The organism is Streptomyces sp. MGP-BFMKR1 (genome assembly GCF_057766585.1).
In genome coordinates, this window is sequence record NZ_CM173408.1 from 3,207,073 (window position 1) to 3,233,222 (window position 26,150).

The following is a 26,150-nucleotide window of genomic DNA, read 5'->3' on the forward strand; positions in this document are numbered from 1 at the left end:
GCGGCCGGCCCGGCCGGGTGCCGGGGCCGGCGCTTGCTCAGCGGGGTGCTCAACCGTCCGGGTCGGCCGGCTGGGGTGCGCCGGGCGCGGTCCGGTCCGGGGTCGGCTCCAGGAACTCCAGCCGGTTGCCCACCGGGTCGTGCGCGAAGAAGCGGCGGTAGCCCGGAAGTCTGTCGTCCCAGGTGACCGCGGCCCCGTGGGCCTCAAGGCGGCGGGCGAACGCGTCGATGTCCCGTACCCGCAGCCCGGGGTGGGCCGTGGCCGAGGGGCGGAAGCCCGGTTCGACGCCCAGGTGCAGGGCGACCGGGCCGGCCTCGAACCAGCAGCCGCCCCGGGCCGCGAGCGCCGGTGGCTTGGGGACCTCGGTCAGGCCGAGGACGCCCCCGTAGTACGCGCGCAGCGCGTCCTCGCGGCCGGGTGGGGCGCCGAGTTGTACGTGGTCCACCGCGGCGATCATCCGTCCGCCCGGCGGGCCACGACGAAGATGCGGCGGAAGGGGAAGACCGTGCCGTACGGGCCCTGCGGGTACGCCTTGCGCAGCAGGTCCCGGTACTCGGCGAGGAACTCCGCGGTCGTCTCGGGGTCGTCGGCCAGCGCGGTGAGGATCGGCCGCAGCGCGGTGCCCTTGACCCAGTCGAGCACGGGGTCCGCGCCGGCGAGCACCTGGACGTAGGTGGTCTCCCAGGCGTCGACCGTGCAGCCGAGGCCGATCAGGCGCTCCAGGTAGGCGGCCGGGCTGAGGATGTGCACGAAGCGGCGGCCCTGCCCGTCGAGGCGGTCCCGCCAGCGCGGGGTGTCGCACAGTTCGCCGAGCAGCGCGTGGCTGGGTGAGACGAAGTTGCCGGGCACCTGGAAGGCGAAGGTGCCGCCCGGGGTGAGGGCGCCCACCCAGGACTCGAAGGACTCGGGGTGGTTCGGCACCCACTGCAGGGCCGCGTTGGAGACGATCAGGTCGTACGGCTCGTCGGGCACCCAGGTGGCGGCGTCGGCGGGCCGAAAATCGAGCCTGCCGCCGCCCTCCGTGGGCCCGGCGTGGGACTGCGCCTCGCGGAGCATGTCCGTCGAGTTGTCGTACCCGGTGATGTGCGCGGTGGGCCACCGGGTGGCGAGCAGGGCGGTCACGTTGCCCGGGCCGCAGCCCAGGTCAGCTATGCGCGGGGCAGGTGGGGTGGGTCGGGGCGTGGGGTCGGCGGGCGCCCTGTCGGCCGGTGGCGCGGGCAGGTCGGGGATGCGGGCGAGGAGATCGAGGAAGGGGCGCGTGCGGTGGACGGAGTGACGTAAATACTGTTTCGGGTCCCAGAGCGGTAGTTCGGGCATGTTCGAACCCCCTTGCAGGTTCAGGTCGATCCGAAGCGCAAGGGCGCTTCCCGCCCTTCGATGCCCAAGCATCACGGCAAATATCTCTCGACGTCAAGAGACTTCATATCGACAGACCCACTACACTGATCGACATGGAGGACGAGGTCGATCGGCTGGTCGCGGCGTGGCGGCGGGAACGCCCGGACCTCGACGTGGAGCCGCTGGAGGTGCTGAGCCGCGTGAGCAGGCTCGCCCGACACCTGGATCGGGCGCGGCGGATCGCCTTCGCCGAGCATCAACTGGAGCCGTGGGAGTTCGACGTACTGACCTCGCTGCGGCGCGCCGGGGCCCCGTACCAGCTCTCGCCCGGGCAGTTGCTGACACAGACGCTGGTCACGTCGGGCACGATGACCAATCGCATCGACCGGCTCGCCAAGAAGGGCCTCGTCGAGCGGCTGCCGGATCCCAGCGACCGGCGCGGGGTGCTGGTGCGGCTGACCGCCGAGGGCCGGGACCGCGCCGATCAGGCGCTGGCCGGGCTGCTCGCCCAGGAGCGGGCCATCCTGGCCGAGTTGTCCGCGGGGCAGCGCCGCGAACTGGCCGGGTTGCTACGCGAGCTGACCGCCCCGTTCGACAACCTCCCCGGCTAGGTCCACCGGGCCGACCCCCGCGCGGCGGGCCAGCGCGACGGCGGCCAGCGTGGAGTGCACGCCCAGCTTGCCGAGCACGTTCTGCATGTGCGTACGGACCGTGTGCGGCGACAGGTACAGCCGCTCGGCGACCGCCTTGCGGCCGAGGCCGGCCACCATGCAGCGCAGCACCTCGCGCTCGCGGGGCGTCAGCGACTCCACCAGGCGCTCGCTCTCGGTGCGGTGCTTGCGGGCCGCGGTCAGCTCGCGCAGCACCCCGGTCAGCAGCGCGGGCGGGAGGTGGGTCTCGTCGCGCAGTACGCCGCGGATGACCGCGAGCAGCCGGGAGAGCGAGCAGTCCTTGGCCACCCAGCCGCTCGCCCCGGCTTGGAGCGCCAGCGCGGCCCGGCGCGGGTCGTCGCGCTCGGCAAGGACCACGGTGCGCACCGCGGGCTGCGCCGTGCGCACCCCGTCGACCAGGGAGATTCCGTCCACCGCGCGCCGCTCGGGGCGCTCGGCCACCCCCTCGGGCAGCCGCTCGGGCCTGGGTGGCGCGATGTCGCTGATGGCGACGCCGAGGTCGGCGTCGACCAGCAGCACGTCGAACCGCCGCCCCTCGGCCGATGCCCGCTCCAGGGAACGCATGGCGGCTGGGCCGCTGCCGGCCGCCGCGACGTCCACGTCCGGTTCCGCCGCGAGGGCGGCGGCGAGCGACTCGGCGAAGATGCGATGGTCGTCGGCCACCAGAACCCGGATACGTGCCATAGCCACCCCCATGGACTACCCATGTCCCGCGAACGCGGATACGGAGAAAAAGAGAGACGTTGAACGGAGAACAGAAAGCGAGAAACCACGAACCGGTGCGTGCGGAGAACCGTGCGAATGTGCCGTGGACCAGGTGGAGCGCGTGTGAGCGAACAAACAGTGCGGGTACGGCGCCCGGAACTCAAGCCCGCCGGCCGAAACCCACGTGCCCCGCCACCAGTCCCGACGGCCGCCGCCGCACGGAGCCGAAGACGCAGCCCCAGGCGTCGTACCTGCCTGCCTCGCCCCCTGATACGCACCGGCCCCCACCGGCGCTGTGCATCAGCCTACGACCGAGGTCGTGCAACGGAAGCGAATTTACAAAACTGCCCCAGCCAACTGTTTAGGCTGAGCCCTGTGTTCCACATTGAGGATGAAGTCAATCATGACCGAAGAAATGTGATCGAGGAGCGGCTGGAAGACACCAACTCCGCCCGGTCACCCGTCATGCGCGCGCTGCGCGGCACCCCCGCCGATGACGAACGGCCACTTCAGCTCTACGCCCGGGACGCGGACGGGGAGTTGGCCGGCGGCCTCGTCGGGTACGCCTGGGGCCACTGGCTGCACGTGGACCTGCTGTGGGTGGACGAGCGGTGGCGCGGCGCGGGCCTCGGCTCGCGGCTGATGGCCGAGGCCGAACGCAAGGCGCGCGACGAACTCGACTGCGTACACGCCCGGGTGGAGACCTGGGGGTTCCAAGCGCCGCGCTTCTACGAGAAGTTGGGCTACACGATCGTGGGCGTGGTCGAGGACTACCCGCCGGGCGAGACGGACCACCTGCTGGTCAAGCGCATCGCCGACGCGTAGGCAGGGCTGACGCGGAGGCGGGTTGGCGCGGGGGCGGGGCTGGCACGTTGGCCCGAGGGCGGGCCAAGGCCCGCGCGGGGCCGCCGCCGGTCCGGGGCGCGGCCCCGCGCCCCACCCGCCTCCGCGCGCCGACGGCGCGCGCGGCCCCGTGACCGCCCGCTGACGGGAGCGGGCCCGCCGGCCAGGGGGCGAGCCGATCGCCGCCTGGCCGGAAGCCGCTGCGGCGCGGGGGCTAGGCGGTCGGGAGCCGGCGCGCGCCGGCGTCGGGGGTCGCCGGGAAGATGCGCGGGGCGCGGAAGCCCGCCGCCGCGAACGCCTCGGTGACGGCCGCGGCGACCGCGTCCGCCGCCGCGTCCGGCACCAGCGCGATGGCGCTGCCGCCGAAACCGCCGCCGGTCATCCGCGCCCCGAGCGCGCCCGCCGCGTTCGCCGTCTCCACCACCAGGTCGAGTTCGGCGCAGGAGACCTCGAAGTCGTCGCGGAGCGAGGCGTGGCCAGCGGTCAACACGGGCCCGATCGCCCGGGCCTCGCCCGCCTCAAGAAGCGCGATGACCTCCTCGACCCGGCGGTTCTCGGTCACCACGTGCCGCACCCGGCGCCGTACGACGGGGTCGTCGGCCAGCTTCTCCAGGGCGGCGTCCAGCTCCCCGTACGCCACGTCCCGCAGCGCCGGCACGCCGAGCCGGCGCGCGCCGAGCTCGCAGGCGGCGTGCCGGTTCGCGTACGCGCCGTCGCCCAGTTCGTGTTGGACCCGGGTGTCGACCACCAGCAGCCGCAGCCCGTGGGCCGCCACGTCGAAGGGCACGGCCCGGTGGGTCAGGTCGCGGGTGTCCAGGTAGAGGGCGTGGCCCGCAGTGCAGCAGGCGGACGCCATCTGGTCCATGATTCCGCAGGGCACTCCGACGAAGCCGTTCTCGGCCCGCTGGGCGAGCCGCGCGAGGCGCTCGGCGGTGAGGCCGAGGCCGTACAGGTCGTTCAGCGCGCTCGCCGTGGCCACCTCAAGGGCCGCCGACGAGGAGAGGCCGGCGCCGGTGGGCACGGTGCTGGTGACGTGCACGTCGGCGCCGCCGACCGGCAGCCCCGCCTCCCGCATGGCCCACGCCACCCCGGCCGGGTAGGCCGCCCAGCCGCCCCCGGCGGCCGGGCTCAGCGCGTCGAGGGCCAACTCCACGGCGCCGCCCGGGGCGTTGGCCGAGTGCAGCCGCAGCACCCCGTCCGGGCGGGCCGACGCGGCGGCCAGCGTCGTGTGCGGCAGCGCGAACGGCATGGCCAGGCCGCCGCTGGTGTCGGTGTGCTCGCCGATCAGGTTGACCCGGCCCGGCGCGGCCCACACGCCGGCCGGTTCGGTGCCGTGCGCCGCGCGGAAGCCGGCGACGGCCGCCGCCACCCGCGCGCGCTCGCCGCCACCGGTTCCGTCGGCCCCGTCGCCGGGGGGCGCGGCGGCCGGGGCGGACCGGGCTGTCCGGTCCGCCGTCGGCCGCCGCGCGCCGCTCTCGTTCACGCGCTCTCCCGCTCCCCGCGCTGGGCGAACTCCCAGGCGTCCTCGACGATCCCGGCCAGGTCGGCGCGGGTCGGCTGCCATCCGAGCCGGTCCCTGGCGCGCTCGGCGGAGGCGACGAGCACCGCCGGGTCGCCGCCCCGGCGCCCCGCGATCACCTCGGGCACCGGGTGCCCGGTGACCTTGCGCACCGTCTCGATGACCTCGCGGACCGAGAAGCCGTTGCCGTTGCCGAGGTTGCAGATCAGGTGCTCGCCGGCGGTGGCGGCGGTGAGGGCGAGCAGGTGGGCCTCGGCGAGGTCGGCCACGTGGATGTAGTCGCGCACGCAGGTGCCGTCCGGCGTCGGGTAGTCGTCGCCGAAGACGGAGATCGCCTCCCGCTTGCCCTGGGCGACCTGGAGGATCAGCGGGATCAGGTGCGACTCGGGGTCGTGGCGCTCGCCGTAGCGGCCGTAGGCGCCGGCGACGTTGAAGTAGCGCAGCGAGACGGCGGCCAGGCCGTGCGCGACGCACTCGCCGCTGATCATGTGGTCCACGGCGAGCTTGCTGGCGCCGTACGGGTTGGTGGGCGCGGTCGCCGCGTCCTCGACGATGGGGGTCGCGGTGGGCTCGCCGTAGGTGGCGGCCGTGGAGGAGAAGACGAGGGTGCGCACGCCCGCGTCGCGCATCGCGGCCAGCAGCGCCATGGTGCCGCCGACGTTGTTCGCCCAGTACTTCTCGGGGTGCGTGACCGACTCGCCGACCTGCGAGGACGCCGCGAAGTGGAGCACGCCGTCGTACGAGGAGTCCAGCCAGCGCGCCGCGTCCTGGACGCGCCCCTCGATGAACTCGGCGCCCTCGGGCACGCCCACCCGGTGCCCGGTGGACAGGTCGTCCAGGACGGTCACCCGGTGCCCGGCCGCCAGCAGATGTGCGGCGACCACGCTCCCGACGTATCCCGCTCCGCCGGTGACCAGGTACTTCTGTCCGTTGCTCACGTGCTCGCTACCTCTCGCAGTCGCTGCGCCGCGGCCTCTGGCGGCACATCGTTGATGAACACATTCATGCCGGATTCGGAACCCGCGAGGAACTTCAGCTTGCCGGAAGTCCGTCGGATGGTGAAAAGCTCAAGGTGAAGGGCGAAATCGGCCCGGTCGGGGACGCTGAGCGGCGCCTGGTGCCAGGCCGAGACGTAGGGCGTGGGCGGCTCGCCGGGGCCGAAGAGGCGGTCGAAGCGGCGCAGCAGCTCCAGGTAGACCCGTGGGAACTCGGCCCGCGCCGCCTCGCCCAGGGCCAGCAGGTCGGGCACCCGGCGCCGGGGGTAGAGGTGCACCTCGTACGGCCAGTGGGCGGCGTACGGGACGAAGGCCGTCCAGTGCTCGGCGTCGATGACGACGCGGCGCCCGTCGGCCAGCTCGTCGGCGACCACGTCGTCGAACAGGTTTCGGCCGCCGGTGCGCTGTCGGTGCGCGGCCAGCGACTCCAGCATGCGCGCGGTGCGCGGGGTGACGAAGGGGTACGCGTAGATCTGGCCGTGCGGGTGGCCGAGGGTCACGCCGATCTCGGCGCCCCGGTTCTCGAAGCAGAAGACCTGCTCGACGGCGGGGAGTTGGGCCAGTTCGGCGGTGCGGTCGCGCCAGGCGGCGAGGACGAGGGCGGCCTGGTCCTCGGTGAGGTCGGCGAAGGAGGCGTCGTGGTCGGCGGTGAAGCAGACCACCTCGCAGCGCCCGGCGTCGCCGGCCAGCGAGGGGAAGCGGTTCTCGAACACGACGACGTCGTAGTCGGTGGCGGGGATCTCGCTGTGCCGGGCCGCGGCGGCGGCGCCGCTCGCGCCGGGGTCGGCCGGGCGCGAGGGGCACAGCGGGCAGGCGTCGGCGGGCGGGTGGTAGGTGCGCGTCTGGCGGTGCGAGGCGATGGCGACGCGGTCGCCGAGCAGCCGGTCGGCCCGGATCTCGGACGAGGTGGCGACCGGCTCCAGCGGTCGCGGGTCCCGGTCGTCGCGCACCACGTCGTCGCGGGAGTCGTAGTAGATCAGTTCGCGCCCATCCGCGAGGCGGGTCGACGTCTTCTTCACTCCGTACCCCTGTCACGATCCGAAAACGTTCCAACATTAGCTTTCAGAATCAAACAATAGCGCGTACTTTCTTTGGCGTTCCGTTCGCGCGAAGAAGCGAGAGGCCCATGCATCAGCTAGCCGAGGAACTCCGGCTCTCCATCAACTGGCTCGACTACTCCATCCTGGCGATCTACTTCGTCGTCGTGTTGGGCATCGGCTACGCCGCGCGCCGCAGCGTACGTACGAGCCTCGACTTCTTCCTGTCGGGCAGGTCGCTGCCCGCCTGGGTGACGGGCCTGGCCTTCGTCGCGGCCAACCTGGGCGCGACGGAGATCCTGGGCATGGCGGCGAACGGGGCGCAGTACGGCGCGTACACCGTGCACTGGTACTGGATCGGCGCCATCCCGGCCATGGTCTTCCTGGGCCTGGTGATGATGCCCTTCTACTACGGGTCGAAGGTGCGCTCCGTGCCGGAGTTCCTGCTGCACCGCTTCGGGCCCTCCTCACACCTGCTCAGCTCCCTCATCTTCGCCATCTCCTCGGTGCTGATCGCCGGCGTCAACCTGTACGCCATGGCGATCGTCCTGGAGGCCCTGCTCGGCTGGCCGCAGTGGGTGGCGATCGTGGTCGCCGGGTTCTTCGTGCTCGGCTACATCACCCTGGGCGGCCTCTCCTCAGCCATCTACAACGAGGTACTCCAGTTCTTCGTCATCCTCGCCGCGCTGATTCCGCTCACCGTCGTCGGGCTCAAGCGGGTCGGCGGCTGGGACGGCCTGACCGACTCGCTGACCGGCGAGGGCCGCAAGGAGGGCACCGGCGGCGAGGACTTCCTCAGCGCCTGGGACGGCACGGGCATCGGCGAGGCCAACGCGCTGGGCGCCAACTGGCTGACCATCGTCCTCGGCCTCGGCTTCGTCCTCAGCTTCGGCTACTGGACGACCAACTTCGCCGAGGTGCAGCGCGCCCTGTCGGCCAAGAACCTCTCCGCCGCCAAGCGCACCCCGCTCATCGCGGCCTTCCCCAAGATCCTCATCCCGATGGTGGTGATCGTGCCCGGCCTGATCGCCCTGGTGATGGAGCCGACGCTGGGCAAGGAGGGCAGCGGGCTCGAGTACAACGACGCCATCCCGGTCCTCATGCGCGACCTTCTGCCCAACGGCGTCCTCGGCATCGCGGTGACCGGCCTGTTGGCGGCGTTCATGGCGGGCATGGCCGCCAACGTCTCGTCCTTCAACACGGTCTTCACCAACGACATCTGGGGCGCGTACGTGAAGAAGGACCGCCCGGACGCGTACTACCTGGCCACCGGGCGCTGGATCACCGCGATCGGCGTGGTGCTCGGCATGGGCACGGCGTTCATCGCCGCCAGCTTCAGCAACATCATGAACTACCTCCAGACCCTGTTCTCCTTCTTCAACGTGCCGCTGTTCTGCGTGTTCATCATCGGCATGTTCTGGAAGCGCTCCACGGGCCCGGCCGGCTTCTGGGGGCTGCTGTCGGGCACGGTGGCCGCGATGCTGAACTACTTCTGGCTGTACAAACAGCACGTCATCGACATCCCCTCCGACCAGGGCGCCAACTTCGTCTCCGCGATCGTGGCCTTCGTCGTCGGCGCGGTGGTGATGGTGGCCGTCACGCTGGTGACCAAGCCCAAGCCGGTGGAGCAACTGGCCGGCCTGGTCTACGGGACGCGCTCGCCCGGCATGTCGGAACCGCCCGCCGAGGGCGACGACGCGTGGTACCGCAAGCCCGCGCTGCTCGGCTGGGGCGCGGTCATCCTGGCCGCGCTGTGCTACCTCCCCTTCTCCCTGTGACCGCCGCCCCGCACCCGGGCGCCGAGCGCCCCTCTCCCGCGAAGGAAGCAGCCTCATGAGCGACTATCAGCACGAGGTCGACGAGCTTGAGCGCACGTCAGCGACCGCGGCCCGACTCTTCGACGTACGCCGCATCATCGGCGGCCTGTTCGTGGTCTACGGCGTGCTGGTCACCATCGCCGGCCTCACCGCGTCCGACGCGGACCTGGAGAAGGCCGAGAACATCAACATCAACCTGTGGACGGGCCTGGGCATGCTCGCCCTCGGCGTGTTCTTCCTCGGCTGGCTCTACCTGCGCCCCATGCCCCCGCCGCCCCCGGCCGAGCCGTCGCGGGCGGCAGACACCACGCCGGGCCCGGACCCGGACCGGGACACGCCGGCCCCCTGAGCCGGGCCGCGCGCACCCGGCCCCGGCCGGGCCGCGCCAGGTCAGCGCCGACCGGCAGGTCCCGCGCCAGGTCAGCGCCGACCGGCAGGTCCCGCGCCAGGTCAGCGCCGGCCGGCAGGTCCCGCGCCAGGTCAGCGCCGGCCGGCAGGTCCCGCGCCAGGTCAGCGCCGGCCGGCCCGGTCTCGGGCCGGAGGCTCAGCCCCGGCCGGGTCCCGGGGCCGGGCCCGCGCCGCCGCCGCGTGGGCCGAGTTCGGGTCGGCCCGGGCGGCCGGGGTAGCCGGGGCCGTTCGGCCCACGGCCCGGTGGGACCTGGCCTCCTTCGCCGTATCCGGGGCTGACCCGCCCCGGGTGTCCCTGGACGGCGCCGCGGCTCGGCGGGGTCTGGCCGCCGCGGCCGAGCCGGCCCGGGGCTGGTGGGCCGCCGGCGCCGGGGCGCCCGGGGGTCAGCGGGCCGGTGGCGTGCGGCGGGGCCGCGCCGGGGCCGTCGGTGGGCGCGTCGGCCGGCGCGTCCAGCGTGGCGGCGGCGCGCCGGGAGGCCGTGGCCCGGTCGAGCAGCCCGGTGCGCGCCGCGAGCGCCGCCGCCTCCAGGCGGGAGCCGACGCCCAGCTTCATCAGGACGCGCTGCACGTGCGTGCGGGCCGTGCTCGGCGCGATGGCCATGCCCGCCGCGATCAGCCGGGTGTCCTCGCCCTCGGCGACCCGGACCAGCACCTCCACCTCGCGCGGCGTGAGCAGTTGCAGCAACCGGGCGCCCTCGTCGTCGGGTTGCGCCGCGGGGTTGAGCAACTCCGCGAACGCGCCCTGCAGGAGGCCGGGCGCCACCGCCGCGTCCCCGGCGCGCGCCTTGATCATGGCGCGCTCGACGCCCTCGATGCGCTCGTCGTGCCGCACGTACCCGGAGGCGCCGGCCGCGAAGGCGGCGGCGATGCCGCGCGGGCTGGGCACCGGACCGAGCACCACGACCGCGACCTGGGGCCGCTCCTTCTTGATCCGCACCACCGGCTCGAACACGCCCGGCTCGGCGGGCGTTCCGGTGCCCAGCAGGCACACCTCGGGTGCCCGGCTCACGACCAGGTCCGCGGCCCCCGCGCTCGGCGCGGCAGCGGCGAGCACCCGGTGCCCGCGGAGCTTCAACGCCGAGGCGAGCGCCTCGGCGAGCAGTCGGTGGTCGTCGACCACCATGACTCGCACGCCCATGAACTCCCCCCATCCGCCCGGGGACGACCGTCCCGGTTGTCCGTGGTCCCCGTGTCGATCGAGATCGTGCCGTCGCGACGGTGCGAGCCCCCCAGCCCGCACCCGGCCCCCGATCTCTTGCCCCCGGAAGCTACACGCTTGTTCGACATTGCGCGCCCCTTAGCAGGAAGAAGCAGCCGGTGTGCCGAAACCCGTCCCATCGCGCTCAGTTCCGCTCACAAAGAGATCCTCTCGACACGACAACGGCCCCACCAGTACGGAACGTACCGGTGGGGCCACCATCCGTGCAGCAGTGCCGCACTGGTCAGTTGGGGCCGAAAACCATCGCTAGGAGGTCCTCACCGCGCTGGTAGTCGCGCGGCTCGGTGGCGTAGATGTCGCCCATGTACAGCTTCTTGTTGGCCCACAGGAACACCTCGTGGCCCAGGCTGTAGTTGGACTCCGTCTCCGCGGTGGCCGTCGCGTTCTGCATCAGCTTGGCCTTCTCGTACGTGTTCGGGTCGATCTGCCAGACGGCGCCGCCCTCCCGGTACGTGGTGTCCTGGTAGGCGATGAGGTAGCCGTCCTCGTCCAACTGCATCGGCGTGATGCTGGAGGTGGGCACGCCGTCGGTCTTGCCCACGGTCTTGCCGGTGGTCAGCGAGTACGCCACGACCTCGTTCTGCGGCAGCGTGTCGGAGGAGCCGCTGCGCTCCTCGGTGGCCATGAACAGCTTGTCCTTGGCGATGACGACCTTGGTGCAGGACTCGACCTCGTTGGTCTGGCACTCCGCCGTGAACTTGCCGTTGCCGGTCGCGATCTTGCTGACCAGCTTGCCCTTGCGCTGCGAGGGGTCGATGGTCATGAAGTCGGAGACCGAGGCGCCCGTCGAGTCGCCGGCGTCCACGCCGATGACCATCGGGTCGGTGGAGACCACGTGCACGTCGTCGAGGCCGTCGGTGAGCTTGTACTCGGACAGGATGTTCCCGTCCTTGGGGTTGATGAGCTGGACCGACATCCGGGCCTCGCCGTACTCGCCGCAGCCGCGCACCGCCACCAGCTTGGGGCCGCCGCCGTAGCCGTAGTCCGAGCACTCCTCGTTGGCCTGCGGCGACCAGAGCTTGTCGCCCTTCATGGACCACGCGGCGCCGCCGTCCAGGCCGCCCGCGGCGATGGTGCCGCCGCCGATGGTGACCTCGTCGAACTCGAGCTTCTCGTCGGCCTCCTTGATGCTGCGCTGCCACACGAGCTTGCCGTTGTTCAGGTCGACGAGGCCGACCTCGCTGCAGTCGGGGTACTTGTTCTCGGCGGTGGGCTTGCCGTCCTGGAAGACGACGGCGGTCATGCCCTCCTTGGTGACCTGGGTGCTGCCCCAGCACAGCTCGCCGCCGAGCGGGATCTCGTACTGCGCGGACGAGCCGCCGCTGACCGGGTAGCCGACGATCTTGTCGATCTGGCCTTTGGCCCACACCTTGTCGGTGGCCCACAGGCCGGGCGAGTTCGCCTGCTCCCTGACCCGGGGCATCGGGACCTTGGAGACCAGGTTGCCGCCGACCAGCTTCGGCTTGGGCCGCTTCTTGACGCCGCCCTCGCCCTCCTCACCGCCGGTCGTGCCCTGGCTGGTGCCGGGGTCCTTCTTCTTCGCCTCGCTGTCGCCGTCGTCGCCGCCCTTGGTGGCGAACCACACGCCGCCGCCGACGATCAGCGCGATCGCCACCACGGCGCTGACGATGATCGCCATGCGCTGCTTGCCCGGCCGGTTGTCGCCGCCCGGGGCGCCCTGGGGCAACGGCGCGCCGGCCGGGTAGCCGCCCGGCTGGGTCTGCCCGTAGGGGCCCTGCCCGTACGGGCCCTGCTGCCCGGCGCCGTACGGCGCGCCCGGCTGCGTGGGGTAGCCGTAGCCGCCGGCCTGGGTCGGCGCCTGCGGGTAGCCGTAGCCGCCCGCCTGGGTCGGGGCCTGCGGGTAGCCGTAGCCTCCGGCGCCGACCGGTGGGGTCTGCGGCGCCTGGGCCGGGGCGCCGGGCGGGCCGGGCGGCGGCGGGGTCTGCGGGGCCTTGGCGAACTGCGGCGGGGTGCCGGGCGGCCCGGGGGGCGGCGGCGTCTGCGGCGCCTGGGCCGGCGGCGGGGTCTGCGGCGGCTGCGGCTGCTGGCCGGGCGGCGTCTGCGGGTAGCCGTAGTTGGCCACCTGGGTCGGCTGCTGCGGGTAGCCGTAGCCGGGTGGGGCGGGCTGTTGCGCGTGGCTCCCGGGGGCGTCGCCGTAACCCGGGGTGGACCCGTCGTGCGGGTCCCGCGGTGCGCCGTAGCCGCCCTGCGGCGGCTGTTGGGGCGGCTGTGACATCGGCATTCCTTCTCGTGGGGCCATGGCCGACCGGCCTCCCCCGCTGTCACCGTGGCTGAAATCCATCGGAGACGGAGCGAATCGGACATGAATGCGGCCTGGCGATGGCAGGCGAGCGGGTGTTCTTTGTATCACCCGGTCATCGCATGACAGGTGCCGGTGGCCGGCCGGCCCAGGAGCTGATACCGGCCCGTGACGAGACCGTTGCACCGCCCGGGCCGGCCATCCCGGCGCCGACCTGCCGCGAGCGGCCCGGATACGACCCGGCCCGGCACCCGTGTGGCGGGTGCCGGGCCGGGTCGCGCAGGCGCGTCAGGCGGCGGGGCCGGGGGCGCGAACGGTCACGCGTCGTCGGCCAGTTCCAGCCAGCGCGATTCCAGTTCGTCCCGTTCGCCCGACAGCTCCCGTAGCTTGCCGTCGAGTTCGGCGACGCGCTCGAAGTCGGTGGCGTGCTCGGCGATCTGGGCGTGCAGCCTGGTCTCCTGCTCGCTGATCTTGTCGAGGCGGCGCTCGATGCGCTGCAACTCCTTCTGCGCGGCGCGCTGCTCGCCCGCCGACTTCTCGCGCGGCCGGTCCTTGTCACCGGCGGCGCCGGCGGCCGGGCCCGTGGGGGCGGCCGGCGCGGCGGAGGCCGCCGCCCGCGTGCGCTGGCGCCGCTCCAGGTACTCGTCGACGCCGCGCGGCAGCATCCGCAGCGTGGCGTCGCCGAGCAGCGCGAGGACGCGGTCGGTGGTGCGCTCGATGAAGTACCGGTCGTGGCTGATCACCACGAGCGAGCCGGGCCAGCCGTCGAGCAGGTCCTCAAGCTGGGTCAGCGTCTCGATGTCGAGGTCGTTGGTCGGCTCGTCCAGGAAGAGCACGTTGGGCTCGTCCATCAGCAGTCGCAGGATCTGCAGCCGGCGCCGCTCACCGCCGGACAGGTCGCCGACCGGCGTCCACTGCTTCTCCTTGGCGAAGCCGAAGTGCTCGCACAGTTGCGAGGCGGTCATCTCGCGGCCCTTGCCCAGGTCAACGCGTTGCCGCACCTGTTCGACGGCCTGTAGGACGCGCCAGGTGGGGTCGAGTTCGGCGACCTCCTGCGACAGGTAGGCCAGGCGTACGGTCTTGCCGACCGCGATCCGGCCCGCCGCCGGCTGCTCCTCGCCTTCGGTGCGGGCGGCCCGTTCCATGGCGCGCAGCAGCGAGGTCTTGCCCGCGCCGTTGACGCCGACCAGGCCGATCCGGTCGCCGGGCCCGAGTTGCCAGGTCAGGTGCTTGAGCAGGGTCTTCGGCCCGGCCTGGATGGTCACGTCCTCCAGGTCGAAGACGGTCTTGCCGAGCCGGGAGTTGGCGAACTTCATCAGCTCGGCGCTGTCCCGGGGCGGGGGCACGTCGGCGATCAGCGCGTTGGCGGCCTCGATGCGGAAGCGCGGCTTGCTGGTACGGGCCGGGGCGCCGCGCCGCAGCCAGGCCAGCTCCTTGCGCATCAGGTTCTGCCGCTTGGCCTCCTCGGTGGCCGCGATGCGCTCGCGCTCGGCGCGCGCGAAGACGTAGTCGCTGTAGCCGCCCTCGTACTCGTGCACCTGGCCGCGCTGCACGTCCCACATGCGGGTGCAGACCTGGTCGAGGAACCAGCGGTCGTGGGTGACGACCACCAGCGCCGAGCGGCGGGCCCGCAGGTGGCCGGCGAGCCAGGAGATGCCCTCCACGTCGAGGTGGTTGGTCGGCTCGTCCAGGACGATCAGCTCGGGTTCGCCGATGAGCAGCTTGGCGAGCGCGATGCGGCGCCGCTCGCCACCGGACAGCGGGCCGATCACGGTGTCCAGGCCCTGCCCGAAGCCGGGCAGGTCGAGCCCGCCGAACAGGCCGGTCAGCACGTCGCGGATTTTGGCGTTGCCCGCCCACTCGTGGTCGGCGAGGTCGCCGATCACCTCGTGCCGCACGGTGGCGGCCGGGTCGAGCGAGTCGTGCTGGGTCAGCACGCCGAGCCGCAGCCCACCGGAGTGCGTGACGCGCCCCTGGTCGGCCTCCTCCAGCTTGGCGAGCATCCGGATGAGGGTGGTCTTGCCGTCACCGTTGCGGCCGACGACGCCGATCCGGTCGCCCTCATTGACGCCGAGGGAGATCCCGTCGAGCAGGGCACGGGTGCCGTACACCTTGCTCACGGTTTCCAGATTGACGAGGTTCGTTGCCATCTCACTCCTGGGACGGGGGGCGTTCGAGCTCCAGCGTAGTCGCCACGGGCCGGGCCCCGGATCGCGCCGTCGCGCGGGGTGCGGAGCCCCCACGCGCCGGCGCGTGGGGGCGCGAGCGGGCGGGCGCGCGGGCCCTGGCCCAAGGGTTCGGCCGGCCGGCGCGCGATCGGCCGGTTGGTTGGTTGGCCGGTTGGTCGTACGAGCGGGGGCGTACGGATCGGGCGGTCGTACGGCCAGGGGCGTACGGGGAGGTGGGCGGGCGGTCAGGCGCTCGGGGCCCGGCGGTCCTCGCGTACCACCGTGGCGCCGGCGGCCGGGCTCGCGGCCACGCGGGCCGTGCGGCAGGTCCCGGAGGCGGCGAGCGCCGTGGCCACCTGCTCCGCGCCCGCCGCGTCCTTGGCCAGGAAGGCGCAGGTCGGGCCGGAGCCGGAGACCAGCGAGGCGAGCGCGCCCGCCGTGGTGCCGGCCCGCAGGGTGTCGGCGAGGGAGGGGCGCAGCGAGACCGCCGCGGCCTGGAGGTCGTTGCTGGAACCGTCCGGGCCCGCGGTCAGGGCGGCGGCGAGCGCGGTGGCGTCGCCGGCGCGCAGCGCGTCGAGGAGGGCGGCCGACGGCTCGGGCGCCGGCACGTCGTCGGTGGTGTCGCCGGCACCACGCTCGGCGCGCAGCCGGTCGCACTCGCCGTAGACGGCGGGCGTCGAGAGCCCGCCGTCCGCCACGGCGAAGACCCAGTGGAAGGTGCCGCCGACGGTGAGCGGGGTGAGCAGTTCACCCCGGCCCCGGCCCAGCGCGGCCCCGCCCACCAGGCTGAACGGCACGTCGCTGCCCAACTCGGCGCAGATGTCGAGGAGTTCCTCGCGCGTCGCGCCGGTGTTCCACAGCGCGTCGCAGGCCAGCAGCGCGCCGGCGCCGTCCGCGCTGCCGCCGGCCATGCCGCCGGCGACCGGAATGTCCTTGGCGATGTGGAGGTGCACCCGGGGTTCGATGCCGTGTCGGGCGGCGAGCAGTTCGGCGGCGCGGGCGGCGAGGTTCGTACGGTCGCGGGGCACCTGGTCGGCGTCCGGGCCCTCGACCGTGATCCGCAGCTCGTCGGCCGGGGTGACCGTGATCTCGTCGTACAGGCCGACGGCCAGGAAGACGTTGGCCAGGTCGTGGAATCCGTCCGGCCTGCGGCCACCCACCGCGAGCTGGGCGTTGACCTTGGCCGGGACGCGAACGGCGATGGAGTCGATCACGGGCTCTTGGCTCCTCGGTTCCGGGGCCGCCGCGGTGCGGGCGGCGACGGTTGGTGGTGATCGCACCCTACGGACTCCGGGTGTCGGGCCGCTGGCCGGCGTCTCACCTGTCGCGCGCCCGGCTCCCGCGACCGGCCCGCCGCGAGCCACGGCGCACGCGGGGCGCGTCGCCGGCGGACTCCCGCGCCGGCCCGGCGACGGCCGGCGACCGGACGGCGCCGGGCCTCACTTGCCGGGGCCGTGCTCCGCGATCGCCGCGAACTCCTCCACCGTCAGCGACTCGCCGCGCGCCTGCGGCGACACCCCGGCGGCCACGAGCGCCGCCTCGGCGGCGGCGGCCGAGCCGGCCCACCCCGCGAGCGCGGCCCGCAGCGTCTTGCGGCGCTGCGCGAACGCGGCGTCCACGACCGCGAACACCTCCGCCCGCGTGGCGCTGGTCTGCGGCGGCGCGGCACGGCGGACCAGCGAGACGAGGCCGGAGTCCACGTTCGGGGCGGGCCAGAAGACGTTGCGGCCGATCGCGCCGGCCCGCCTGACCTCCGCGTACCAGGCGGCCTTCACCGACGGCACCCCGTACACCTTGGAGCCGGGCGGCGCGGCGAGCCGGTCGGCCACCTCGGCCTGGACCATGACCAGCGTGCGCTCGATGCTGGGGAAGGTCGCGAGCATGTGCAGCAGGACGGGCACGGCGACGTTGTACGGCAGGTTGGCGACCAGGGCGGTGGGGGGCGGCCCGGGCAGTTCGGTGACGCGCATGGCGTCGGAGTGCACGAGCGCGAAGTGCTCGGCCCGCTCGGGCAGCCGGGCGGCCACGGTGCTGGGCAGCGCCGCGGCGAGCACGTCGTCGATCTCCACCGCCGTGACCCACTCGGCCGCTTCGAGCAGCGCGAGGGTGAGCGAGCCGAGCCCGGGGCCGACCTCCACCACCGTGTCGTCCGGCCGCACCTCGGCGGTGCGGATGATGCGGCGCACCGTGTTGGCGTCGATCACGAAGTTCTGGCCGCGCTGCTTGGTGGGGCGCACCCCGAGCGCCGCGGCCAGTTCGCGGATGTCGGCGGGCCCGAGCAGCGCGGCCGACGGCTCGGCGGCGGGCCCGGGGGGCGGGGCGGCCGGGCTGGGGCTGGCTGGGGAGCCGGAGGCGGCGGGTCCGGAGGGGGCGGGGTCGCCGGCGCGGTCATCGGCGTTAGGGGTGGAGCTCACCGCTTGAGTTTACGGCCCACGCCGCCACCCCCACCGCGCCCGCCCGCCCCCGGCGCACCTCGCGCGCCCGCTTCCGCGCGCCCGCCCGGCCCGCCGGGCCCCTGCGGGGCGGCGTCCTTCCGGCCCCGGCCCGGCCGCTCCCAGCGATCCGCTGTCAGCAACCCGCCTCAGCAGTCCGCTCTCAGCAACGTCTCAGTAGCCGAAGGCGCGCGCCGTGTTGGCGGCCACGGCCGTCGCCAACTCGTCCTCACCGATGCCGCGCACGTCGGCCATGGCCCGCAGGGTCAGCGGGATCAGGTACGGGGCGTTGGGGCGGCCCCGGTAGGGCATCGGGGTCAGGAACGGGGCGTCCGTCTCGACCAGGACCCGGTCGAGCGGGGCGACGGCGAGCGCGTCGCGCAGCGGCTGGGCGTTCTTGAAGGTGACGTTCCCGGCGAAGGACAGGTAGTAGCCGTGCTCCGCGCAGACCTTCGCCATCGCGGCGTCGCCCGAGTAGCAGTGGAAGACGACCGTCTCGGGCGCGCCCTCCTCGTCCAGCACCCGCAGCACGTCGTCGTGGGCCTCGCGGTCGTGGATGACGAGCGCCTTGCCGTGCCGCTTGGCGATGTCGATGTGGCGGCGGAACGACAGTTCCTGCGCGGCCATGCCCTCCGGGCCGGTGCGGAAGTAGTCGAGCCCCGTCTCGCCGACGCCGCGCACCTGCGGCAGCGCCGCCAGCGCGTCGATCTCCGCCAGGGCCTCGTCCAGCGCGGCGTCGCCGCCGGCCGGGCGCGCTGGGCGCGGCCGGCCGCCGCCCGTCTCGTTGCCCTCGGGGTCGCCGAGCACGATGCGCGGGGCCTCGTTCGGGTGCAGGGCCACGGTGGCCCACACGGCCTCGTGCGCGGCGGCCGTCTCGGCCGCCCAGCGCGAACCCGCCAGGTCACAGCCGACCTGGATGACCGTCGTCACACCGACCGACGCGGCCTTGGCCAACGCCTCGTCCACCGTGCCCCGCTGCATGTCCAGGTGGGTGTGCGAGTCGGCCACCGCCACCCGCAGCGGCTCCGGCAGCGGCGGGGGCGCGTCCTTGGATCGGTCAGCGCTCCGGTTGCCGCCGCCCGGGGCGGCGGGAGCGCCGCCGTTGGTGCTGGTGTGTGCCGTCTCCGCCATGGTCGCGATTGTAAGGAGCGCCCCGCGTGGCCGACGGGTCGGCATGGTCGGGGGCTGGTACGGCCGGAGGCCGGCATGGCCGAGGGACGGCATGGCCGGAGGCCGGCATGGTCGGGGACGGGCGGCGGCGCGCGAGCACGGGGCCCGGGGACACGGGGCGGGGCGCGCCGGGCGGCGGGCGTGGGGGCGGGGTCCCGCGCCCGCACGCCGCCGGCGCCCGCGCGGGCTCACTTGCGGTGGAACGGCCAGAGGTCCGCGAGGTGCCAGTGGTGGCCGCCGGCCGAACTCGCCGCGGCAGCCGTGGCCCGGGCGTCGGTGGTCCCCGCGTCCGCGGTGCGCTGGCCCGGCGTCCGCCCGTACGGCATGGCCCGCGAGGCCGAGGTGACCTGGCCCGACCGCATGATGCGCAGCACGTGCGCGCCGCAGTTGAGGCAGGTCGGCTGGGTGAGCGGCGAGGGCACCCGCTCGCCGCCCGCGTGGTAGCTCACGTACGCCTGCCCGAGGGCGTCCACGTGGTGCTCGATGTCGTACGCCTGCTCCCAGCCGTGCCCGCAGTGCATGCAGGCGAACGCGTACGCCTCGTGCGCGGCCGGTGTGCCGGCCGCGGTGCCGGACGGCGCGGCCTGCGCGCGGGCCAGCGCCTCGGGTAGGGAATGGCTACCGCCCGTGGTTTCTGTGGTGTCGCTCATGGCAGCTCCTCTTGTCCGTGGGACAAGCCTTCCGGGATCGGGGATTTCCCCCCGCGTCCAGTGGACTCCCGTGAGTGTGCTCGCGCAGTAGGGGTTTCCAGTCCTTGGGGCACATTTGAATAGCCGGTGCCAAAAGGGCCGAATGCGCGGTCTCGTGTTTACCTTTCGCGGTGAGCCCTTTACCTTCCACGGGGTTCCGGCCTGGACGCCCGAAACGGAGGTGAACACGTTGTCGCAGCGTACGCGCTCGCCTTCGCAGTAGTGGCGCTCATACGAGCCCCTTCGACGCCCGCCCCCGCTACCCGGCCCGCACCCGCTGGCGCGCAGCCCCCGCGCGACCGTCAGGAAATCCCCGTACCTGCCAAGCGCCACGCGCCGCACTCATATCACTTCGCTAACGCGCTCCGGTCACTCCATTTCCCCATCGGCCTTCACCGGGGCGATTTTCGGAAATCCGGAGGAGCTTCTCCCCTAAGCGGTCACGTCACATCCCGAACTCGCCCACGGAGAAACGGGCGGACGGTCACCGCATTTACCTGCGCCCTCCATTCGGGCATGCCGAGCATTCCTCGCCGACGACTCTCCCCGGTCCCGCACACCGGGGCGCACCGCGAGCGCGCCGTACCCGTCAGGCGACCGCCGGCGCTCAGCCGGCGTCCCGGCCCGCGTGGCCGGCGCCCGGCCCGGACGAAACAGCTAGCCCGCGTTCTTCGCCGCCACCACCGCGTCGAACACCTCGCGCTTGGGCAGCCCGGTCTCGGCCGCCACCGCCGCGATGGCCTCCTTGCGCCGCTCCCCCGCCTCCTCCTCGCGGACCGCGACCCGGCGGGCCAGCTCGGCGGGGGTCAGGTCCTGCGGCCCGGGCTCGGGCGCGCCCTCGACGACGAGGGTGATCTCGCCCCGTACGTCGCCGGCGGCCCACGCGGCCAGCTCCGCCAGCGAGCCCCGCTTGACCTCCTCGTACGTCTTGGTCAGCTCCCGGCACACGGCCGCCCGCCGGTTCGCGCCGAACGCCTCGGCCATGGCCGACAGCGTCTCGGCCACCCGGTGCGGGGACTCGAAGTACACGAGCGTGCGGCGCTCGGCCGCGACCTCGCGCAACCGGCTGAGCCGCTCGCCGGCCTTGCGCGGCGGGAACCCCTCGAAGCAGAAGCGGTCCACCGGCAGCCCGGAGACGGCGAGCGCGGTGAGCACGGCGGACGGGCCGGGCACGGCCGTGACGGTGATGTCGCGCTCGACGGCGGCGGCGACGAGGCGGTAGCCGGGGTCGGAGACCGACGGCATGCCGGCGTCCGTGACCAGCAACACCCGCGCGCCGCCCTCCAGCGCGGCCACCAGGTCCGGCGTGCGGGCCGACTCGTTGCCCTCGAAGTAGGAGACGACGCGCGCGGTCGGCCGCACGTCCAGGGCCTGGGTCAGCCGGCGCAGCCGTCGGGTGTCCTCGGCCGCGATCACCTCGGCCGCGACCAGCTCCGCGGCCAGCCGCGGCGGCGCGTCGGCCGGGTCGCCGATCGGGGTCCCTGCGAGTACGAGTGTTCCGCTCACCGTTCCAGTCACGGCCCCATCCTCCCAGCCGGGCGGCCCGGCGCCGGCCGGGGCTGACCGGCCCGGGCCGCGATCCCCGGGGCTCCGGCCCCCGGCGGACACGGCCGCGCAGCGCCGCCCCCGCGACTGTCGACAGGCCGTTCCCTACGATGGCGCGGTGACGAGTGACACCGCGACCCACGCCCAGCGGGGCCAAGCCGCCGAACAGCAGCCGCTGCCCTGGCAGCTCAGGCTGCGCCGATTCGGTTACGCGGGCCGGGCGCGGACCGACGTCCGTGACCGGTTGGTGCCGCCCTTCCCCGAGCCCGGCACCCGGCTGTGGACGGCACTCGGCATCGGCTCGGTCCCGGCGCACCGACTGGCGCACTGGTGGGGCTGGATCGGTCCGCTGCTGGTGGCGTTGTTCGCCGGACTGCTCAGGTTCTGGCGCCTCGGCAGCCCGAACGAGGTCATATTCGACGAGACGTACTACGCCAAGGACGCCTGGTCGCTGCTCCAGTACGGCTACGAGGGGACCTGGAGCAAGAACGCCAACGACCAGATCGTCGCCGACCCGCAGCGCATCCCGCTCAGCGACGCCCCGTCGTACGTCGTCCACCCGCCGGTCGGCAAGTGGGTCATCGCGCTGGGCGAACAGTTCTTCGGCCTGAACCCGTTCGGCTGGCGCTTCATGGTGGCGCTGCTCGGCACCCTGTCGGTGCTCATGCTGTGCCGCATCGGGCGGCGGCTGTTCCGCTCCACGGCCCTTGGTTGCCTGGCCGGCGGCCTGCTCGCGGTCGACGGGCTGCACTTCGTGATGAGCCGCACCGCGCTGCTCGACCTGGTGCTGATGTTCTTCATCCTGGGGGCGTTCGGCGCCCTGCTGGTCGACCGGGACCAGGCCCGGGCCCGGCTCGCGGCGGCGTTGCCCGTCGGCTCCGACGGCCTGGCCAGGCCGGACGCCACGGTCGCCGAACGGCTCGGCCTCGGCTGGCGCCCCTGGCGCATCGTGGCCGGCGTGAGCCTGGGCCTGGCGTGCGGCACCAAGTGGAACGGGTTGTACGTGCTGGCCGCGTTCGGCCTGATGACGGTCGTCTGGGACGCGGGAGCCCGGCGCACCGCGGGCGCCTGGCACCCCTACCGCACGGCCCTGCGCCGCGACGTGCCGTGGGCGTTCCTGGCCACGGTGCCGGTCGCGATCGCCACCTACGTCGCCTCGTGGGCCGGCTGGTTCGCCAACAGCGGCAGCTACAGCGAGGAGTTGGGCTGGCGGCACAGCGGCTACTTCCGGCACTGGGCCGAGACCGACGGCGGCCACTCGTCGGACGGCGCCTTCGCCTGGCTGCTCAACCCGCTGCGTAGCCTGTGGCACTACGAGAAGGAGGTCTACGACTTCCACGTGGGCCTCGACTCGCCCCACACGTACCAGTCCAACCCGTGGACCTGGCTGATCCAGTCGCGCCCCGTGTCCTACTTCTACGAGTCGCCGGAGCCCGGCACCGCCGGCTGCCCGTCCGACACCTCCGGGAAGTGCGCCCGCGAGGTCCTCGCGCTCGGCACGCCGCTGCTGTGGTGGGCGGCCTGCTTCGCGCTCCTCTACCTCCTCTACCGCTGGGCCCTGCGCCGCGACTGGCGCGCGGGCGCCATCCTGGGCGCCACGGCGGCCGGACTGCTGCCCTGGTTCGCCTACCAGGACCGCACGATCTTCTCCTTCTACGCGGTCGTCTTCATCCCGTTCCTGTGCCTCGCGGTCGCCATGATGCTCGGCGCCATCGTCGGCCCCCACGCCGCCACCGAACGCCGCCGCACCGTCGGCGCGGTCGGCGCGGGCGCGCTGGTCCTGCTGATCGTGTGGAACTTCATCTACTTCTTCCCGATCTACACCGGGCAGGCCATCCCGCTGGAGGCGTGGCGGGACCGGATGTGGCTGGATACGTGGATCTAGCTGGGAGGACGAGCCGTTGTGCGGCGCGGGGGGTGGAGGTCGTTGTTGGTCGTCGCCGGTCGTTGCAAGTCGCCCTTTGACGGCCCCCACACGGCCCAGAGGCGGCCCGGGAAGGGGCCGGCAGGCCCTGGTGAGAGGTGTGATCCGAAGTCATCGAGCCTGCCTCCTCTGCACCCGATCCGTCGTGGTGCAGGGGCGTTCGCCGAAGTTCGCGTGGCAGGCCAGAGAGGGTGTGCGTACGGCGGTGAACGGTGGTGACCGCGAGCGAACGGGACAAAGACCAGGACAACGAGCAGCGCGGAGAGAGCCAGTGGCGATAGCCTCGTAAAGGTTAGGGGGTGATTAGGGCGCTATGACCACTCTGTCGAGATTGGGCGATAGGTCGCGATCGATGGAAGTTGCAAAAAACCGGGCTTCCGTCGGATGAACCCGCAGGTCAATTGCTCTGGTCCCCGCGCGTGCGGGGATGGCCCCACCACGAGGCCACCACTTTCCAGAAAGGGCATGCTGGTCCCCGCGCACGCGGGGATGGCCCCCACACCCCCGAAGACGTGCGAGACGAGAACCTCTGGTCCCCGCGCACGCGGGGATGGCCCCACCGAGTGGAACCTGGAGCGCGAGACCGTCTTCTGGTCCCCGCGCACGCGGGGATGGCCCTGCCCGACATGTTCACGCGCGAACCCTCCACCTCTGGTCCCCGCGCACGCGGGGATGGCCCCTCCGTGTCCGCCAGGCCGTCCCCGTCCGTGTCCTGGTCCCCGCGCACGCGGGGATGGCCCCGGCACGATGCGGCAGCACGGGTACGTGATCGACTGGTCCCCGCGCACGCGGGGATGGCCCCACCGCCGTCCTGACCCGCTTTCGCCAGGGGGTCTGGTCCCCGCGCACGCGGGGATGGCCCCATTTCGGAGCGGGTCCGGCACCACACCGCCACCTGGTCCCCGCGCACGCGGGGATGGCCCCCCTCCAGGAATGCGTCCCCTGCGACCTCGGGGCTGGTCCCCGCGCACGCGGGGATGGCCCCGCGGTCGTGATCCACGTCCCGATCGTCGTGAGCTGGTCCCCGCGCACGCGGGGATGGCCCCGCCTCCGTTCGACTGAACACATGCTCTGCGACCTGGTCCCCGCGCACGCGGGGATGGCCCCCAGACCTGATCGCCCCGCCGGAGTTTGTCCGGCTGGTCCCCGCGCACGCGGGGATGGCCCTCGGAAGGTGGTCGGGATGGTCTGCTCGACGGTCTAGTCCCCGCGCACGCGGGGATGGCCCTCCGGCCGTGGCGACCTTGCCCGTCGCGTCGAACTGGTCCCCGCGCACGCGGGGATGGTTCCCACCGGAGACCCGATGACCACCGACCCCGCCGCTGGTCCCCGCGCACGCGGGGATGGCCCCTCGCCCCACCGCCCCTCTTTGCCCCTTTCGCCCTGGTCCCCGCGCACGCGGGGATGGCCCCTCGGGCAGGCCGCACGCGGGCGGCGCCCAGCCCTGGTCCCCGCGCCTGCGGGGGCGGTTCCCTGTTCGCGCACGGCCGCGTTGCCGTTCGCCTCTCTGGCCCCCGCGCGTGCGGAGATAAACCCCGGCGACCTTCCGCCGTCATGGCCCCCACGAGGCCGCAGCCAGCGCGTGCCCCACGGTGGCCATGTCCGTCACCACCGCGTCGGCGTGCGCTTCGCGCATAGCCGCGACCTTCCGCGGTGCGTTGGCGAACCCCACGGCCAGAGCCTCCGCGGAGTGCGCTGCTTCGATGTCGGTCACTGAATCGCCGATCAGCACGGATTTACGCCGGTCGCTGTGCAGCGACTCGGCGGCAAGATTGATCGAGTGGGGCGCGGGCTTCATGAGGTCTGGTCGGCGATATGGACGACCAATTACCTCGTGCACCAAGCCCTGCAAGTCATGGAGCGCGAGAAACTCAGTAACGCACTCGACCGAGTTGTTACTAACAATGGCCACCTTACGCCCCGATGAATGTGCGGATTCAAGGGATAGCCTGGCCCCCTGCACGGGGCCTTCGACCAGGCGGACGGCCCGCACCTCTTCCTCCGTAAGCGTGTCTTCTACAGCACTCAGGACGTGGTCGCCACACTGCTGAGAGATGCGGAGCACCTCCATGGGATCGGTCACGCTTTGCGCCTTGACTCCAAGGGCAACGTTATCTCGCGAGATCAGGCCAGCGAGAGAAAGTGCGATGTCGCGCGCAGGGTGCTCGGCGAATACATCACAAACTGGCCCATCGAAGTCGAAGAGCACGCTTTCGCGAGTCGCGAAGAGTCGCACCAGGCTTTCATTCGGCATTCGGGTCAAAATCCCTTCCGATGGTTCCCCATACGCTTTCGAACCACCGCTTAGCCTGCTCTACCTGCTGGGCACCGCTGGTGGAGTCGCCATCGTTGACTGAGTGGTGAAACAGCGTGGCATCCGCTCCGACAAGGTCGAAGAATTCGACCATTTTCCCCTGTACGAGAACCTTATTGGGTCGGATCGGGTAGTACCCGAAGAATGCGTCTCGCTCGTTGATTACGTATAGTTTGAAGAACTGGGTTCCGCTATGCAGTCGAACGGATACGCTCGCATCTTGCACTAGCTCAAGATGTTTGAGTTCCATGATTGCGTTCGAGATACTGCGGGTGAAACCCATCATCATATCGTGCATGCGGCGCCGCAACCGGGGGTCGTCTGCGCCATCCGTGAGGACTGGCGCTGCGTGCGTGACAGACATGTCCGGGACGAGAATTCGGATGCGAATGCTCGATGGCGTCAGTCGCCCCACGCGGATTTTGTCGATTGGCTCTTGCAGCGTGTTGTGCAGGGTCTCACTGGAGAAGCCAGCGAAGTCAATGGTGACGTGCTCACTGGCAAACGCCTGCTCTACGTAGGGCCGCAAGCCCGCTGGGCGCTCGGTGCGCTCCCGCACGTAGACGCCGCTCCCCTTGCGCGAGACGACGAGTCCTTCGTCTTCGAGGTCGCGCAACGCCCTCTGGATCGTGGCCCTGGCGAACCCGTAGTGCTCGGTCAAGTTCTTGTGGGAGGGCAGCTTTTCCCCTGGTTTGAGCTTGCGCGTGCGGATCGCCGCCGCCAGGCCGCGCGCGACTTGCTCGTACGGGGGGCGGTCGTCGTCCGGGTCTAGCGGCTCAGGCGCGAAGGTCATGCCCTCGATGCTACGGCCGCACGACTGGTCCAGAGCAGCCAGGACAGCCATGTGTTGACATGACTAGCCAGGATGGCTACGTTGTTCTTGTGCTCACCGGGCTAGCCAAGTTGGTCAGGCTGGTCGGTGTGTGGCGCCCGGAGGGCCTCGTGAAACGGGCCAGAAGGAAGCGTTCGTTCGTTGAGAACTCCACAGTGATCTTTGAGAGACGCCGCCGCTGTTTGCGTAGCACCTTTGATTTGCGGCGTCCCGGCGACCGTCGGCCGTGATGGCGGTCTGGGGCGACTCCTCCCCGGGGCAAGA

Annotated in this window: 20 protein-coding genes, 1 pseudogene and 1 CRISPR repeat array; of the genes and pseudogenes, 5 read left to right on the forward strand and 16 right to left on the reverse strand. The window is 72.7% G+C overall.

What is annotated here, in order from left to right; genetic code table 11:
- Positions 1 to 49 precede the first annotated feature (49 nt).
- Both AC3CHW_RS11985 and AC3CHW_RS11990 read right to left on the reverse strand, forming a co-directional pair.
- Positions 50 to 457, reverse strand: a complete 408-nt coding sequence (locus AC3CHW_RS11985) for a VOC family protein (protein WP_488470430.1) — start codon at positions 455 to 457, stop codon at positions 50 to 52.
- Positions 454 to 1,317, reverse strand: coding sequence for a trans-aconitate 2-methyltransferase (locus tag AC3CHW_RS11990; protein ID WP_398612217.1), 864 nt, complete (start codon positions 1,315 to 1,317; stop codon positions 454 to 456). The genes AC3CHW_RS11985 and AC3CHW_RS11990 overlap by 4 nt, the downstream gene beginning before the upstream one ends.
- A 134-nt stretch (positions 1,318 to 1,451) precedes the next feature.
- Here AC3CHW_RS11990 and AC3CHW_RS11995 point away from each other — a divergent pair, with 134 nt between their 5' ends.
- Complete coding sequence (locus AC3CHW_RS11995) at positions 1,452 to 1,949, forward strand: MarR family winged helix-turn-helix transcriptional regulator (RefSeq protein WP_176163697.1); 498 nt, start codon at positions 1,452 to 1,454, stop codon at positions 1,947 to 1,949.
- Here the strand turns inward: AC3CHW_RS11995 and AC3CHW_RS12000 are convergent.
- Positions 1,908 to 2,693 (reverse strand): response regulator transcription factor, encoded by a 786-nt coding sequence (locus AC3CHW_RS12000; protein ID WP_176163696.1) that lies wholly within the window; start codon positions 2,691 to 2,693, stop codon positions 1,908 to 1,910. The two genes, AC3CHW_RS11995 and AC3CHW_RS12000, sit on opposite strands and share 42 nt — an antisense overlap.
- A gap of 396 nt (positions 2,694 to 3,089) precedes the next feature.
- On the opposite strand from AC3CHW_RS12000, the gene AC3CHW_RS12005 reads away from it, so the two are divergent.
- A complete protein-coding gene (locus AC3CHW_RS12005) occupies positions 3,090 to 3,539 on the forward strand; it encodes a GNAT family N-acetyltransferase (protein WP_398612216.1) in 450 nt (149 codons plus the stop codon).
- A 232-nt stretch (positions 3,540 to 3,771) separates the two neighbouring features.
- On the opposite strand, the gene galK is transcribed toward AC3CHW_RS12005, so the two are convergent.
- The 3 genes from galK to galT form a co-directional block, all read right to left on the reverse strand.
- Positions 3,772 to 4,926 carry a galactokinase gene (galK, locus tag AC3CHW_RS12010; RefSeq protein ID WP_488471024.1) on the reverse strand — a complete coding sequence of 385 codons (1,155 nt, stop codon included), beginning with the start codon at positions 4,924 to 4,926 and terminating at the stop codon, positions 3,772 to 3,774.
- Positions 4,927 to 5,036: 110 nt separating this feature from the next.
- A complete protein-coding gene (gene galE, locus AC3CHW_RS12015) occupies positions 5,037 to 6,014 on the reverse strand; it encodes a UDP-glucose 4-epimerase GalE (protein ID WP_459249190.1) in 978 nt (325 codons plus the stop codon).
- A complete protein-coding gene (galT, locus tag AC3CHW_RS12020; RefSeq protein ID WP_488470431.1) occupies positions 6,011 to 7,090 on the reverse strand; it encodes a galactose-1-phosphate uridylyltransferase in 1,080 nt (359 codons plus the stop codon). The genes galE and galT overlap by 4 nt, the downstream gene beginning before the upstream one ends.
- Positions 7,091 to 7,197: 107 nt before the next feature.
- Here galT and AC3CHW_RS12025 point away from each other — a divergent pair, with 107 nt between their 5' ends.
- Together AC3CHW_RS12025 and AC3CHW_RS12030 are read left to right on the forward strand one after the other, a co-directional pair.
- A complete protein-coding gene (locus tag AC3CHW_RS12025; protein ID WP_488470432.1) occupies positions 7,198 to 8,886 on the forward strand; it encodes a sodium:solute symporter family protein in 1,689 nt (562 codons plus the stop codon).
- Between the two features lie 55 nt (positions 8,887 to 8,941).
- Positions 8,942 to 9,274, forward strand: coding sequence for a hypothetical protein (locus AC3CHW_RS12030; protein WP_488470433.1), 333 nt, complete (start codon positions 8,942 to 8,944; stop codon positions 9,272 to 9,274).
- A 531-nt stretch (positions 9,275 to 9,805) separates the two neighbouring features.
- On the opposite strand, the pseudogene AC3CHW_RS12035 reads toward AC3CHW_RS12030, so the two are convergent.
- The 8 genes and pseudogenes from AC3CHW_RS12035 to rsmI all read right to left on the reverse strand — a co-directional run.
- Positions 9,806 to 10,471 (reverse strand): annotated as a pseudogene (locus AC3CHW_RS12035) (response regulator transcription factor); the annotation flags it as partial.
- A 304-nt stretch (positions 10,472 to 10,775) separates the two neighbouring features.
- Complete coding sequence (locus AC3CHW_RS12040) at positions 10,776 to 12,788, reverse strand: hypothetical protein (protein WP_488470434.1); 2,013 nt, start codon at positions 12,786 to 12,788, stop codon at positions 10,776 to 10,778.
- Positions 12,789 to 13,129: 341 nt separating this feature from the next.
- On the reverse strand, positions 13,130 to 14,962 hold the full coding sequence (locus AC3CHW_RS12045; RefSeq protein ID WP_488470435.1) for an ABC-F family ATP-binding cassette domain-containing protein: 1,833 nt from the start codon (positions 14,960 to 14,962) through the stop codon (positions 13,130 to 13,132).
- A 263-nt stretch (positions 14,963 to 15,225) separates the two neighbouring features.
- A complete protein-coding gene (locus tag AC3CHW_RS12050; RefSeq protein WP_488470436.1) occupies positions 15,226 to 16,194 on the reverse strand; it encodes a 4-(cytidine 5'-diphospho)-2-C-methyl-D-erythritol kinase in 969 nt (322 codons plus the stop codon).
- Positions 16,195 to 16,419: 225 nt separating this feature from the next.
- The gene (rsmA, locus tag AC3CHW_RS12055) at positions 16,420 to 17,262 is read right to left on the reverse strand and encodes a 16S rRNA (adenine(1518)-N(6)/adenine(1519)-N(6))-dimethyltransferase RsmA (RefSeq protein ID WP_488471025.1); all 843 of its coding nucleotides are present in this window, start codon (positions 17,260 to 17,262) and stop codon (positions 16,420 to 16,422) included.
- A gap of 324 nt (positions 17,263 to 17,586) precedes the next feature.
- A complete protein-coding gene (locus AC3CHW_RS12060) occupies positions 17,587 to 18,543 on the reverse strand; it encodes a TatD family hydrolase (protein WP_488470437.1) in 957 nt (318 codons plus the stop codon).
- A 227-nt stretch (positions 18,544 to 18,770) separates the two neighbouring features.
- Positions 18,771 to 19,232: a hypothetical protein gene (locus AC3CHW_RS12065; protein WP_488470438.1), complete on the reverse strand. Its 462-nt coding sequence runs from the start codon at positions 19,230 to 19,232 to the stop codon at positions 18,771 to 18,773.
- Between the two features lie 696 nt (positions 19,233 to 19,928).
- Entirely contained in the window at positions 19,929 to 20,777 is an 849-nt protein-coding gene (rsmI, locus tag AC3CHW_RS12070) for a 16S rRNA (cytidine(1402)-2'-O)-methyltransferase (protein WP_488471026.1), read from the reverse strand.
- Between the two features lie 157 nt (positions 20,778 to 20,934).
- Here rsmI and AC3CHW_RS12075 point away from each other — a divergent pair, with 157 nt between their 5' ends.
- Positions 20,935 to 22,701 carry a dolichyl-phosphate-mannose--protein mannosyltransferase gene (locus AC3CHW_RS12075; RefSeq protein WP_488470439.1) on the forward strand — a complete coding sequence of 589 codons (1,767 nt, stop codon included), beginning with the start codon at positions 20,935 to 20,937 and terminating at the stop codon, positions 22,699 to 22,701.
- A gap of 445 nt (positions 22,702 to 23,146) precedes the next feature.
- Positions 23,147 to 24,152: a CRISPR direct-repeat array (repeat unit 29 nt; unit sequence CTGGTCCCCGCGCACGCGGGGATGGCCCC).
- Positions 24,153 to 24,292: 140 nt separating this feature from the next.
- Here the strand turns inward: AC3CHW_RS12075 and AC3CHW_RS12080 are convergent.
- Both AC3CHW_RS12080 and AC3CHW_RS12085 read right to left on the reverse strand, forming a co-directional pair.
- Positions 24,293 to 24,994 (reverse strand): HAD family hydrolase, encoded by a 702-nt coding sequence (locus AC3CHW_RS12080; RefSeq protein WP_488470440.1) that lies wholly within the window; start codon positions 24,992 to 24,994, stop codon positions 24,293 to 24,295.
- A complete protein-coding gene (locus tag AC3CHW_RS12085) occupies positions 24,984 to 25,847 on the reverse strand; it encodes a GntR family transcriptional regulator (RefSeq protein ID WP_488470441.1) in 864 nt (287 codons plus the stop codon). Before AC3CHW_RS12085 ends, AC3CHW_RS12080 begins: the two co-directional genes overlap by 11 nt.
- Positions 25,848 to 26,150: the final 303 nt, after the last annotated feature.